Below are 13,238 nucleotides of genomic sequence, written 5' to 3' on the forward strand. Positions count from 1 at the left end.
ATGACATTCCTTTCATTCGTATGATGAGTTCTCAGGTAAGTGTGTAACAGTCAGGGACTAGTCAAAAATCGACTCATCCAGCTTTCCAAGCAAGAAGCCGGCCGTAGTCATGGCATTGGTCCAGCCGCCTTCCATACAGTAAGGGCCCCAGCCTGTGTCTCCGTTGTTGCCGAAGTATTCCATGCGGGTCAGGTCCAGCGCACGCATCCAGCCGCCGTCAAAGCGGGCATCCTTGCTGCTGATCTGAATTGCGCTGAGGAACGAGGCAAGATCCTCGTACAACTTGCGGTACGTTTCATCCTGAGTCGCTTTCCACAGCTCCCATGCATTCATCAGCAGGAAGTTGTTCGTATAGAGCTGATCCGCAATGCCTTCGCCATTGTGGATGTATACGCCTGCATCCTCTTGTCCGAACCGGTCCGGGTCCGGATTATCCGCTTCCTCGATCCCGCCGGTTTCATGCTGGTTCGAGAGCAGGTAAGCCGTAATCTGCTGCATGCCCGCTTGAATCCGGCCGCTCCCGTCATGTGCCGCCAGGAATCCCAGCGGAAGCAGGAAACGGGCCAGGCCGGATGTCCGGCTGTACATGAACTTCAGCTCATCCATGTGCTCCAGCATATAGATGGAACCTTTCACAGCCGCATCCAGGTATTCCTGCTTGCCTGTTACCAGATACGCCTGGATGAATGCGGTATGTGCAATGCTTTCAAAATGCGGATTCATGCTGACTGCAAGCTCTGAAGCGATTTTCTCCTTGCCCAGATCCTCTAGCTCTTTGCCCGTGATGCAGTTTGCTCTGAGGCCATTCGCATTCTGGGTAGCAAGGAATCCTTCTGCGATAAGAAGTCCGCGCTCGCGGTATTCTTCTTTGCCTGTTTTGCGGTACAGATACAGAAGAACCAGACATACCCAAGCATTATCGTCCGTAAAAATCTGATCGGGTTTCTCACCCGGGTAATCGAACCATTTGAAAAATCCGTATGAAGGAGATGCCGGGTCCATATCCTGATATCCTTCATCGAATAAATACTGCAGCATCGCGTGGGACGCTTCTTCCCATTCCGGCTTGCCGCTTGCTTTTCCGTACAGGTAGAACATAAGCGCCGTGTGAGCATGGCAGTCCGGACGGCGGTCATACGAGATTCTTGCCGTAACCGAGTGGACGTTCTCCCAGATCCCCTTCGATCCGTCTAACTCGGGCATAATTCCCGAAGAAACAAACCATTTCAGACTTTTCTCGATCGCTTCATCCGCCGATGTTCCACGCGAGAGCTCCATCACGGGCTCCCACATCGTGAAAGGGATTCCGGTGTCACCAGCTAATGCGGCAATAAACTGCGCCCAGTCCTTGTACGGACGCAGCGCAGCCGGCTGCTGGCTGGAGAACAGCGAGAAGGCGGCAAATACGACCTTGCCTTTGCCGAGTTCGCGGATGTTCAGTCCCGGATAAGGTTTCGCCCCTATCAGTGGTTGAGTGGACTGGTGCGTTTCTTTGAACGGTCCGATTTCAAGCCGGGTGTCCGCAGCTATGCTGAAACCATACGCCATGGCCCCGTCCCATTCGAACAGCTGGCCTTCCTGAAGAACCCCTTCTTTGGGAACATAGCGGAGTTTTTCCATCATCCGGCGGCTTTTAGGAAAATCCTGCTTCCAGCCGAATAGACGGGAGCTCGGAAAATCAAATGCATTGATGAGTTCCGCATACAGTTTGCCGCCTTCGAATACGTAGTTCCATAAATAGGCGCACTCTTCGCTTGTCAGGGACGTCTCCTCATCTATGTGTGGAGAACCGATCAGCAGGACAGCTCCATAAGGGCTTAAATCCGTCTGCAGCAATTCTTGCAAGGAATAAACTGCGCTTTCTCCGCAAATTTCCCGCTTTAACGGATGGGATGTAAATATAGCCGTTTTCATAAAATCTCCTCCATCGGATGGATTTAAAATCAGGACTGCCGGATAACCCGGTCAGCCTTTATGAAGTTCTTGCTTGAATCTTCTTGCGCTAGTTAGCTGATCTGATTTGGTCACAGCACTATGTGCAGGCAGCTTCTATCTGTAGATAAGTAATAGCGGTTTGACCGCTTCGGGATCTCCGGCTGCAAAAAATCCATCCGGCTATATGCTAGAAGGCTGCTTCTATGCAAGTGTATCAAGCCTTGAAGGGTCAATCTCGCCTTCCATCTTCTCCCCGGCAGCCAGCCGGCCCCATTCATCTACAATAAAACGGCCGATCGCCAGCAGCCCGTTATTGACCGCTCCGGCAATGTGGCCGGTCAGCATCACATTCGGCAGTGTCATAAACGGATGTGCCGCGCCGGGGGGCTCCTGTACCGTGACATCCAGAATAGCCTGAATGCGTCCGCTTTGGAGCTCCCGCACGAGTGCATCCTCGTCGATCAGAGAGCCGCGGGCGAGGTTAATCAGCGTCGCGCCTTCCTTCATGAGCGCCAGATTCTCGGCACCCAGCATCCGGTACGTGGCCGGAATTTCGGGCGCCAGGACCATGACGATGTCGGAGCGCCGAAGCAGCTCCTCCAGCCCCGTCAGCTCCGCTCCGGCCTCAGCCGCCATCTCCCGGGTATACGTCGGATCAGTCAGAAGCGCGCTCAATTGAAAGCCTTTGAGCAGATGAAGGAAGTGCTTGCCTGCATGGCCGCCGCCAATAACGCCGATCGTGGACCCGTACATTTCGCGGATCGAATCGCGGACCGAATCTTTGCGCTGGTTCCACCAGCCGCTTCCCTTGACGGCGGCCGCTGCGCCGATGAAGTTCTTCATCGACATGATGGTCAGGCCCAGAGCCGTTTCGGCCACACCCCGGCTCAGGACGGCGGCGCCCGATGTCACCCGGATGCCGCGCTCCCATACCTCGCCTGTGACCACATGCTTGACGGAACCGGCCGCGTGCAGCACCGCCTTGAGATCCGGAGCCGCTTCAAGAACGGCCCCCTCGAGCTTGGGGCATCCCCATGAGGTGATAACCACCTCCGCACCGCGCATCAGCTCAGCCGCTTCCTCGGGGGATGCATTATCCTCTTCGCGGAAGATAACGAGCTCCGCCCCCATGTCTTCAAGACGCTTCAGCTGGGCCGGCTCGAAGACCCGGTCGGTCACCCGTTTTCCTTGCAGTAAAACCGTCTTCATCCCTATTCATCTCCACCTGTATAGTAAACGCAGTAAACGCGCTTGCTTAATTATAGACCTGCCGCTGTTTGCCGGAAGATAAGCCGTAAAGACCTTGATATTCCGACGGAGTCAACCCGGCAATCTTCTTGAATGCTTTGCTGAACGAATGAATCGATTGATAGTGAAGCGTCTCGGCGATACCTGTAATGTTGGTCCGTCCCGACTGAAGAAGCCTCATCGCTTTGAGAATGCGTTTGCGGGCCCAGTAACTTTGTAGAGACTCCCCCATTTCTACCCGGAATACATGGGACAGATGGGAATAACTATAACCGAGAACATCGGCCAGCTGGCTAAGTTCCTTGATTTCGAGCAGAGACTGATCCATATATCTCACGGCCTGATAAGCCAGTTCCTGCTTCATCGGCGCGCGTTTGAATTCTTGTTTGGGAGCGGTTGCATGATGGGTTCCAAGCCGGCATAAAGCAACAACCAATTGCTGAAGATAGCTTTCCGCCATCGCTTTGGCATAGTTGTCGCGGGCTTCGATTTCCCTCTGCAGGCCCAGCAGCAGCTCTTCAAGTGCACCATTATCTTTCCGGACCGGCTGGGGACCTTCCGTGCCTATCGTGTGGATAACTTCCGCAAGATTAAACCTCCCGGCCACTTCTCTGAAACGTACGGAAATTAGACGAACCGGTCCGTTCGACGAACTGTCCAGTTTCCAGCAATCTCCCGGCGCGGCGAATACAAAATCCCGTTCTCCAAAAGGGACCGACTGCTCTCCCTGGATCAACTTGCCCGAACCTGAAAGCACATAAATTAACGTGTAACTGCTTGTTTTCTCGGGAAAAGCTTGCAGTTCTTTGTGAAAACAGCTGTCCCTGATCTGCTCCAACACGAAATTCCCCAAAGTCATCGGACGTTCCAATTGCCATCTGTCAAAACCTGCTTCTATCGCCTGTCCGGCGCGTTGAAAGGAATGCATCGGTATCCCCCCTTATCCTTATTGTCGCTCCTGAAGGCAGTGCGGGGTAAGGCCTCGATCTTAAGAAAATAAGGAATATCTTATGATCTTTGGAGAATTTTCTTTTATCTCTGCCGGGGAAAAGGAAATAGCCTCCAGATAGAACCTGGAGGCCATTTTTTTGATTCTTATTTCTTCTTAGCGGTTGCATACCATTCGTTGTATGCTTTCAGGACTTCGCTTCCGCCCTGAGACATGAACTGTTGAACGAATTTATCATAGTTCGCCAGATCTTCAGCGCCTGCGAATGCTTTAATCATATAGTCGGTTTCCATTTTGGTCAGCTTCTGGAGGTTGTTCGCAACAACATCCATCGGAGGAGCCAGAAGGGTAGGATCTTGTTTGGAGTAACTTGCCTGCTTCTGAATTTCTTCGAAAGTAGAACCGACCAAAGGATCTTTACGTACACGAACGAGCCACATATCGCCGAAGTTCTTGGAATCCGTGCTCGTCATAAACCAGTCGGAGTTGTTGCGGTCTTCGGTAAACTTAGGAAGGATCGGGGACATTGCGCCTTTCTCGTCCTTCTTCCAGTGCGTACCTTCCTGGCCGATTGCCAGCTCTTTGAAAATTTCAGGCTGCAGCTTCATATTAATGTACTGCATAGCGGCTTCTTTGTTCTTGGAAGACTTAGGAATGCCGATGTACCAGGAGATACCGCCGCCTTGAAGCCAGTTTTCCTGTTTGCCGTCTTTACCTTTCAGGGAAGGAATCAAAGCCAGCTTGGTGTTCGGGAACGTCTTGTTCAGTGCCGCTACCAGAGACGGAGGAGAAGCGAAATCCGTTTCGTAAATGGCCGCTTTACCGGAAGTGAATTTCTCTTTAGCCGTTGCGGCTTTATTAACCGGCCACTCGGAATCGATCAAGCCTTCTTTGTACAGCTTGTTCATGAATGCCAGGTATTCTTTCATACCCGGATCTTCCAAGCGGTGTCTGATCTTACCGTTTTCATCATCGAAAGGTGCGGAAATTCCGAACGCGCCTGCGATTTCATAGTTCATGCTTGGTGTAGAAGAACCTGTCAAAGGAATGATGTTTTTCTTTTCTTTGATTAGTTTGAGCAGGTTGTAGAACTCGTCAATCGTAGTAGGGACGCCTACTTTAAGTTCATCGAGCAGCTCCTGGCGGACCGCCATCACTTGACCTACGAATGCTTTCGGATGTTTCTCCGGAATACCGTAGATTTTGCCGTCGATTTTAGCATTGTCGAAAACTTCCGGCGGGTTGGCTGTCGTTATATTGCTTCCGTACGTTTTGAGCAAATCATCCAGAGGCTCGAGTGCGCCTTGAGATGCAAGACGTGTATATTGGGATGCACTGAGTTTAAGAATATCGTACGGCTCTTTGTTCGCGATCAGAAGATTCAGCTTGTCGTCCGGGTTCTCAATCGGAAGTGTCTCGTACTTGACTTTGTATCCGGTTTTCTCTTCCAGGAACTTGCCGACTGGATCCGTGTTCGGATCGAAGTTTGTTTTCTGAAAACCTAACATGCGAAGCTCTGGTTTAGGCGCATTGGCATCAGGTGTAGTTGTCGCTCCCGTTTCAGTTGCTCCGGACCCGCAACCGGCCAATAATGAAAGCGCTAACGTAAGACTGATAACACCGGTGGCTATTTTTTTCATATGTCCTCCCCCATCAATCTGGACTAATTTGTTCTAACTGTGTCCACTATATCATGCCGATAGGGCCCTGTATTTGTCTCAAGATGCTGCATTCGTTGTCCAAAGTGGTTATGAAGGTTCCTCAGTGGACGAATCAAGCTGCCCGTACGGAATTGCAGGGAAAGTAATCGTGACTTTCGTCCCCTCTCCCGGCATACTTTCATAAACAAGGCCATACTGGTCCCCGTAGTAGAGACGGATTTTCTGGGCAACATTGTGGACCCCGTAGCCTCCGGCGCCTGTCAGCGTCTCCAGTGTAATCTTACGGACCTGCTCCTCGGTCATCCCGACCCCATCGTCTTCTACGACGAACTTGACGAGGCCTCCTTCGCGCCAGCAGGCCACCAGAATGATGCCGCGCTTCTCCTCTTTCTCCTGGATGCCGTGCAGAATCGCATTTTCCACAAGCGGCTGCAGAATCAGTTTGACGGTTGCGATGTCCTCCAGACCCGGACCAACTTCAAAGGTATAATCGACTTTTCCTGAGAATCGGCGGTTCTGAATTTCGAGATACGTCTTCACGTGTTCAATTTCATCCCGGATATAGATGACATCCTTGCCTTTGCTCAGGCTGAGTCGGAAGAATTTGGCCAGTCTGCCGACAATATCACTGATATCCTGGGCCTTGTGCTTCATCGCCATCCAGTGAATCAGCTCCAGCGTATTGTATAGAAAATGCGGGTTAATCTGGGCCTGGAGCGCCCGAAGTTCCGCACTTTTCTTAGCGACCTCCGCTTTGTACTTCTCCTGGATCAGATTACGCATATTCTCACTCATCCGGTTAAAATGCTGCTGCAGCATGCCCACTTCATCCGAGCTGTCCACTTTCATCCGGTACGTCCATTTCTCGGCCTCAATATTGCCGACATGCCGGATGAGCAGCCGGATGCGGCGCGTGATTCCCCGGGACACCGCAAAAGCAGTCAAGACCGCCAGCACCGTCACTATGACGAACAGCAGCAGCAAATATTGGGCCAGCTGGCTGCTTTGAGCCGTAATTTCTTCCTGCGGGATGACGGCCACCAGTTCCCAGCCCGTACCTTCGACCGGCTTTCGGACGATCGTGGCACTCCCGGGCGCATTGGCCGAAATCCTCAATTCTTTCTTCTGCTCGTCTCCGAGCACGGTACCGACCAGCGCCTTGTCCGTTGCCGATACGACGCGGCCTTTCTTATCGAGCAGGTACACTTGTCCCTCATGTGTAATGTTAGTCCGGTCAATAATTTCGCTGATACTGTTCTCGGCAATATCGATGGACAGTACGCCCATCCATTCACCGCTGTAATCATAAGACTGGAGGGGACGGATACAGGAAATAATTTTCTGGACGCCCCGTACGTCTTTGTAATCGTGCTCATAGGTAGGCCGGCAGTAGATGCTTTCCTGGTTATCCGCCATCTCCTTGTACCATTCCGTATCCTTGATCGTGGCCATATCCAGAATGGTTATGTTGTCTTTCAGGAACACTCTATCCTTGTCCACAAACAACCGGATGCTGTAAATCTCACGGCTGTTATATGCCGATAGGATAATATCACTCAGCTTCTGATAATCGTCAATCTGCTGCCCGAGTGAGTAGCCTGTCTCGCTTTTGCCCAGAATCTCCGTTATCGAACGGTTCATATACAGAATACTCGAAACGTCTTTAACGTTATTTAATTTGTAAGAGATAAACGTATTCGCCTGCTCGAATGACTGCTTCGTAGACTCGACAACCCTGTCGATCAGCATCTTGGATGTTTTCTGGTAAGAGATAGCCGAGATCGTCACGGTCGGAAGAAGGATTAGCAGAATATAGCTTAACAGCAGCTTCTGGCTGATTTTAAGTCCGCGGTAAAACTGGAGAAGACGGCCGGCCCCTTTCATCCCGCACCTTCCTCCATGGAATCCCGGTATTCCGACGGATTGCATCCGGCTATTTTACGGAATACTTTGGCAAAATAGTTGGCATCCTGGTATCCGACCATCTGCGCGATCTCATAAAGCTTCAGCTTGCGGTCCCTGAGAAGCTGTTTGGCTTTCTTGATGCGGAACTGGGTAATATATTCGTTCATGGAAATGCCCCTTTCCTTCTTGAACAAAAGACACAAGTAAGTGGGCGCCAAATAGACATGATTGGCAATAGCCGCGATGGAGACATCTTCGTTGTAATTATGCTGCACATAGCGGATGACATCCCGGATAACCGATTTCTCACTGCTGGCAGAGTCGTCCGTGTTCTCTTTAATGATCTCCAGGCGGCGCAGCATAAAACTGCGGATGGTGAACAACTCGCCCGATACGAAGACGGAAGACCAGAGCTCGTCATTCTCGAAATCCCACATGGCATCGGGATAAATCTGAGTCATCGCCACATACCAGCGGAACAGTTTCTTCCGTACGCTCTCGATCTCGGGCGAAGGATACAGCAGCAGCTCATTCACCGCCTGATCCAACAGCTGCTCCGCTTCCTCGAAATCTTGACGGCGAAGCGCATCTTCGAACTTAAGGAAGCAATCCTTCTCGAACAGCTGCAGACCGCTGCGATGCTGCTGGGGCAGCTCACGGTACCAGATGACCGAATGCCAGCCGCGGTAGAAATAATAATGAAGCGCTTTCAAAGACTCTTCATATGATACCGCCATTCGATAGAGAGGATGGAATATATTCCCTGAAGACAAGGCGCGGCGGTTCTTCCCCTCTTCACGGCCTTTCGCCGTCATTTTGTTGAGCCACAGTGACACTGGCTCCAGATGCCTCTCGGATTCCAGCGCCAGGCACGCGATACCGACTCCATCCACGATTCCGGCCAGAATAGGCAGACCGAGTTCTCTGGCGCCGGCATACGCGTCTTCCCGCCAAGTCTCCCTGGCTGCCGGATTACCGAAAGCAGCCGTGCAGCATACCCAGTTCCCTTCGGTCGGGAATGTGTCATCAACCAGCCCGATCTCCCGCTTTACCTGGAGCCAACCGGACTCGCCGGCGCCGCGCAGTGCAAGCAGGTTCCTCAGCAGCCTCTCTGTGAGCTCCGGCATGCTCTGATTCCAGGATTTCTCCAATCCGGTGATCCGGGCGCTCTCTTGACGGTTAGCCCGGATTTCCGCGGCTACGGTACCGAGCAGCTTCTGCAGTTCATCCAGCTGTACCGGCTTCTCCAGGTAATCCACGGCCTGCAGCTTGATCGCCGTTTTCAAATAATCCACATCGGAATAACCGCTCAAAAAAATAATCTTACATACCGGTGCCTTATCTTTGAGCTGGCGCGCCAGCTCCAGGCCGTCTATTCTCGGCATTCTCACATCACACATCAGGAGATCCGGCTCCAGTTCATCGAAGCGCTCAAGCGCTTGCACGCCATCCTCCGCTTCCCCCACGACTGTCATATTGAAATCTTCCCAAGGCACGAATTCCCTGAGGCCGCTCCGCGTCATTTCTTCATCGTCTACAAGCATAACCCTGATCAAGACAATCCCCCCTTACACGATCCCTATCTGACACGTTGGTATGGTAAAAACCAGTCTTTCAAATGCTGAAAAACGGACTTATCCTGGCAACCTTCTATGTCTGATAGTATAACAAAAATTCCCCAAACCCTCCTGTCAATATCATACAGAAGGCCTTGGGGACTTGCGTTCACCTTGTTCTATCACCCCTTAACGGAACCGACCATAACACCTTTTACAAAGTGCTTTTGCAGGAACGGATACACAAGCAGGATCGGAATCGTTGCGGTTACGATGGAAGCCGCTTGAACCGCTTCCGGCGTTTTGTTCATATCGCGGCCGAGGTCAATTTCACCGGTCAGATTGAGCACATCGTTCGTAGATGCGATCAATTCCTTCAGGTAGAGCTGCAGCGGCTTGAGCTCAGAACTTGTAATATAGATCATAGCGGAGAAATAGCTGTTCCACAGCAGAACCGCATAGAACAAACCGACAGTGGCAAGAACCGGTTTCGCCAGCGGCAGCATAATGTCCCAGAGGACACGGAAGTTGGACGCGCCGTCGAGCTTAGCGGACTCTTCCAGACTTTCCGGCAGGCTTTCGAAGAAGTTCTTCACAAGCAGCATATAGAACACGCTGATGAGGCCCGGTACAAATAAAGCCCAGAACGTATTAATCAGGTTCAGCTTCTGCATCAGCAGGTACGTCGGGATCATCCCTCCGCTGAAGAGCATCGTGAAGATGTAAGTCAGCAGCAGCGGTTTACGGAACTTCAGATTCGGCTTGGAAAGCGGATAAGCGGCCAGCACCGTCATGATCATACTTGTGAAAGTACCTACGATCGTCAGTAAGATCGTGATTTTAAAGGAATTCAGAAACTGCGGATTGCCGAGTACGAACTGATACGTCCCGATCTGAAAATCAATCGGATAAATCGTAACCTTACCCGAAATAACGGCACCTTCGCTGCTGAATGATTTGGCGATAAGGTTAAGGAACGGGAACAAAGTGGCAAGGCCGAGCAGAACAAAGAAAATGTTGTTGGCGATGTAGAAAATCCGTTCTCCCAGCGATTCCTTGATGCCGGCCGGTCTGCTTTCTTTTATGTTTGCTGTAGCCATTACCAGATGCTCCTTCCCAGATATTTTCTGCAAAGCGCGTTACCGCCGATGACCAGGACGAAAGCGATAACGGATTCAAAAAGTCCGACAGCCGTTGAGAAGCTGTAATCGGAAGCTCCGATCCCGACGCGGTAGACGTAAGTACCGATGACATCGGCTACATCGTATACGACCGGGTTGTACATGACGAGAATTTGCTCGGTACCCGCTTCCAGCAGGCTGCCGATTTTGAGAATAAACATGAGTACGACCGTTGAAGCGATACTCGGCAGCGTAATGTGCCACATTTGACGCGCTTTACTTGCGCCATCCATTTTGGCCGCTTCATAAAGCTGCGGGTCCACGGATGAAATCGCCGCCAAATAAACGATCGTACTCCAGCCGAGCTCTTTCCAGCCTTCGGTAAAGACCAGTACGGAGCGGAAGATGCTATGGTCCATAAAGAACTGGATGGGTTGTCCGCCCAGACTTACAATCACGGCGTTCACGATACCTCCGTTAACGGAGAGCAAGTTAATGAACAAGCCGCCTACGATAACCCATGAGATAAAGTGCGGCAGGTAGATCAGAGACTGCACAACACGCTTAAACATCATTTTGCGGATCTCGTTGAGCAGGATCGCAATTAGAATTGGAAGCGGAAACAAAAATACTAATTTGTAAAGGGAAATCAGAAGTGTGTTGCTGAGTACGTTCAGGAATTCATCACTGACGAACAATTTCTCGAAATGCTTAAGACCGACCCATTTACTTTCTCCAATGCCCTTAAAAATACTGAAATCCTGGAATGCAATGACAAGACCGTACATCGGGGTATACTTGAAAATTAATAGAAAAATTAACCCCGGGACTGCCATTAAATACAAATCCCAATCTTTGCGCATACCGCGAAACGGATGTTTCTTCTCACGTTTGCTGTTTGTCGGTTTCTCTGCTGCGGCGCCTTTGGCGGTCATAACCTTCATAGTACAGCCTTCCTTTCTAACATAGATGAACAGATCATTCGCCCTGTCTCTATTGTCCTATGGAGGCCGCATGCTTAAAAGGCTGTAATCTTATTAAAATAGAGAAAATCTTAAGGTATTGCTTTTCTGCTGCAGGAATAGGACAAAGAGACCCTTGCGGCGGTTTGCCCCTTGGGTCTCTTCAGTTTTATAGGGCTGGACATACAAGCTCGCCTGCAAATTGAGGCGCTCCAGCATGGTCTTGAATGGTCCGGATCCGGATTTGTTAACCGATTTGCCCCTTATCTGCTTACAGGGAGCCCGTTTGCCTTTGGCTCTGACGGATCTTTCTCAATAAAATAACGGATAAAGAATAACGGATAAATCATCAGATATAAGTTAAACGCCCACCAGGTGACATCAAAATCCCGGCTGAATCCCCAGAATGCAATGGCTTGCAATCCCGAGCAAAACGTCAGGATCAACGAGATAAGCGCGTAGCTTCTCCATGCCGGGCGCTTTTTCTTCTGCAAGTACAAACTGTATAAACCCGTTATCGAGATTAAAATGTCTAACGGAAAAAAGGACCAGTTCCAAGCGACAATAATCGGATTATCATAATCTTTAAACGCAGCGCTATCCGGTATCCTGTGAAAGATCGTTACCAGCCAATATACGATAAAACCAAGATCCGTTATAAAGAACAAGGGTTTCAATAATTTCATCAGGATTCTCCTTCTTGATCCGCTTTATTCGAATACTTGCTATGGTAAAATGCGTAAAGCAGCTCCTGCATCAGCTTTGAGATTACTGCTGTGCTAATAAGGAGTCCAGTTTTGGAGCCTCCGCCAAAAACGGGTATAATAAGAATGTATCTACATAACTCAACCCGAAAGGTGGGATTCCTATCAAACTCTATGAACCCATGACCATTCGTGATGTGACTTTGCCCAATCGAATCGTGATGTCTCCGATGTGCATGTACTCCTGCGAGAAGCAGGACGGAATCGTAACGGATTGGCACCGGACCCACTACACATCGAGGGCAGTAGGCGGAGTCGGCCTTATCATCCTCGAAGCTTCTGCCGTAACCCCGCAGGGACGGATTTCTGCGCAGGATCTCGGGATTTGGAGCGATGAGCAGATCGATGGCCTTCGCGATCTGGTGCGGCTGATTCATCAGCAGGGAGTCAAAGCGGGCATTCAAATCGCCCATGCGGGCCGTAAGGCTGAGGTTGAAGGTCCGATTGCCGCACCTTCGGCTATTCCTTTTCCCGGCAGCCGGACTCCCGAAGAAATGACGCGGGAGCAAATCGCGGATACCGTTCGAGCTTTCGCCGATGCAGCGGTTAGAGCTAGAGATGCGGGATTCGATGTGATCGAAATCCACGGTGCGCACGGATATCTCATCAACGAGTTTCTTTCTCCTCTTTCCAACCATAGACAGGACGATTACGGCGGGGACAAGCAGAAGCGCTACCGTTTCCTGCAAGATATTATTCACGCGGTCAGAAAAGTATGGGAAGGGCCTCTGTTCGTGCGGATTTCCGCAGATGAATATGATCCGGAAGGGAACCATGTCCAGGATTACGCCTTCTACGCTTCATTGATGAAAGAACAGGGCGTGGATCTCATTGACTGCAGCTCCGGCGGACTCGTTCCTGCGCCCATTGAAGTGTTCCCCGGCTATCAGGTTCCACTTGCAGATTCGATCAAGAATACCGCTCTGATTGCTACGGGTGCGGTAGGCCTTATTACAAGCGGCAAACAGGCCGAGGATATCCTGGAGCGGGGACAAGCCGACCTGATCTTCATCGGCCGCGAGCTGCTCCGTGATCCCTATTGGCCGCGAACCGCAGCACGCGAGCTGGGGATAGAACCGGCGGCGCCTAAGCAGTACGGGCGGGCCTGGTAACAGTCTCACCCCAAAAAAAGCAGAA

At 51.0% G+C, this 13,238-nt stretch carries 10 protein-coding genes; 1 reads left to right on the plus strand and 9 read right to left on the minus strand.

Annotated features, from left to right (window positions below; genetic code table 11):
- Window positions 1–57 precede the first annotated feature (57 nt).
- The 9 genes from EDM21_RS08525 to EDM21_RS08565 all read right to left on the minus strand — a co-directional run bounded on the left by EDM21_RS08525 (window position 58) and on the right by EDM21_RS08565 (window position 12,023).
- Window positions 58–1,914: a hypothetical protein gene (locus tag EDM21_RS08525; RefSeq protein ID WP_157334607.1), complete on the minus strand. Its 1,857-nt coding sequence runs from the start codon at window positions 1,912–1,914 to the stop codon at window positions 58–60.
- A 222-nt stretch (window positions 1,915–2,136) separates the two neighbouring features.
- Window positions 2,137–3,144: a hydroxyacid dehydrogenase gene (locus EDM21_RS08530; RefSeq protein ID WP_157334609.1), complete on the minus strand. Its 1,008-nt coding sequence runs from the start codon at window positions 3,142–3,144 to the stop codon at window positions 2,137–2,139.
- A 46-nt stretch (window positions 3,145–3,190) separates the two neighbouring features.
- The gene (locus tag EDM21_RS08535; protein ID WP_157334611.1) at window positions 3,191–4,111 is read right to left on the minus strand and encodes an AraC family transcriptional regulator; all 921 of its coding nucleotides are present in this window, start codon (window positions 4,109–4,111) and stop codon (window positions 3,191–3,193) included.
- Between the two features lie 167 nt (window positions 4,112–4,278).
- Window positions 4,279–5,772: an extracellular solute-binding protein gene (locus tag EDM21_RS08540; protein WP_157334613.1), complete on the minus strand. Its 1,494-nt coding sequence runs from the start codon at window positions 5,770–5,772 to the stop codon at window positions 4,279–4,281.
- A gap of 108 nt (window positions 5,773–5,880) precedes the next feature.
- Window positions 5,881–7,677, minus strand: a complete 1,797-nt coding sequence (locus EDM21_RS08545) for a cache domain-containing sensor histidine kinase (protein ID WP_166541896.1) — start codon at window positions 7,675–7,677, stop codon at window positions 5,881–5,883.
- Entirely contained in the window at window positions 7,674–9,254 is a 1,581-nt protein-coding gene (locus tag EDM21_RS08550) for a response regulator (protein ID WP_157334617.1), read from the minus strand. Before EDM21_RS08550 ends, EDM21_RS08545 begins: the two co-directional genes overlap by 4 nt.
- Before the next feature lie 182 nt (window positions 9,255–9,436).
- Complete coding sequence (locus tag EDM21_RS08555; RefSeq protein WP_157334619.1) at window positions 9,437–10,354, minus strand: carbohydrate ABC transporter permease; 918 nt, start codon at window positions 10,352–10,354, stop codon at window positions 9,437–9,439.
- Window positions 10,354–11,238: an ABC transporter permease gene (locus EDM21_RS08560; protein WP_235918117.1), complete on the minus strand. Its 885-nt coding sequence runs from the start codon at window positions 11,236–11,238 to the stop codon at window positions 10,354–10,356. The genes EDM21_RS08555 and EDM21_RS08560 overlap by 1 nt, the downstream gene beginning before the upstream one ends.
- Window positions 11,239–11,600: 362 nt before the next feature.
- Entirely contained in the window at window positions 11,601–12,023 is a 423-nt protein-coding gene (locus EDM21_RS08565) for a YvaD family protein (protein WP_157334622.1), read from the minus strand.
- 176 nt (window positions 12,024–12,199) lie between these two features.
- Here EDM21_RS08565 and namA point away from each other — a divergent pair, with 176 nt between their 5' ends.
- On the plus strand, window positions 12,200–13,213 hold the full coding sequence (namA, locus tag EDM21_RS08570) for an NADPH dehydrogenase NamA (RefSeq protein ID WP_338043954.1): 1,014 nt from the start codon (window positions 12,200–12,202) through the stop codon (window positions 13,211–13,213).
- Window positions 13,214–13,238 lie beyond the last annotated feature (25 nt).

Source organism: Paenibacillus lutrae (genome assembly GCF_009757775.1).
GTDB lineage: Bacteria > Bacillota > Bacilli > Paenibacillales > NBRC-103111 > Paenibacillus_F > Paenibacillus_F lutrae.

What these genes read in the sequence shown, in the direction of transcription:
- EDM21_RS08565 (WP_157334622.1), bottom strand. Translation starts at nt 12,023, where the DNA reads ATGAAATTATTGAAACCCTTGTTCTTTATAACGGATCTTGGTTTTATC.
- EDM21_RS08535 (WP_157334611.1), bottom strand. Translation starts at nt 4,111, where the DNA reads ATGCATTCCTTTCAACGCGCCGGACAGGCGATAGAAGCAGGTTTTGAC.
- EDM21_RS08555 (WP_157334619.1), bottom strand. Translation starts at nt 10,354, where the DNA reads ATGGCTACAGCAAACATAAAAGAAAGCAGACCGGCCGGCATCAAGGAA.
- EDM21_RS08530 (WP_157334609.1), bottom strand. Translation starts at nt 3,144, where the DNA reads ATGAAGACGGTTTTACTGCAAGGAAAACGGGTGACCGACCGGGTCTTC.
- EDM21_RS08540 (WP_157334613.1), bottom strand. Translation starts at nt 5,772, where the DNA reads ATGAAAAAAATAGCCACCGGTGTTATCAGTCTTACGTTAGCGCTTTCA.
- EDM21_RS08560 (WP_235918117.1), bottom strand. Translation starts at nt 11,238, where the DNA reads ATGCGCAAAGATTGGGATTTGTATTTAATGGCAGTCCCGGGGTTAATT.
- EDM21_RS08525 (WP_157334607.1), bottom strand. Translation starts at nt 1,914, where the DNA reads ATGAAAACGGCTATATTTACATCCCATCCGTTAAAGCGGGAAATTTGC.
- EDM21_RS08545 (WP_166541896.1), bottom strand. Translation starts at nt 7,677, where the DNA reads ATGAAAGGGGCCGGCCGTCTTCTCCAGTTTTACCGCGGACTTAAAATC.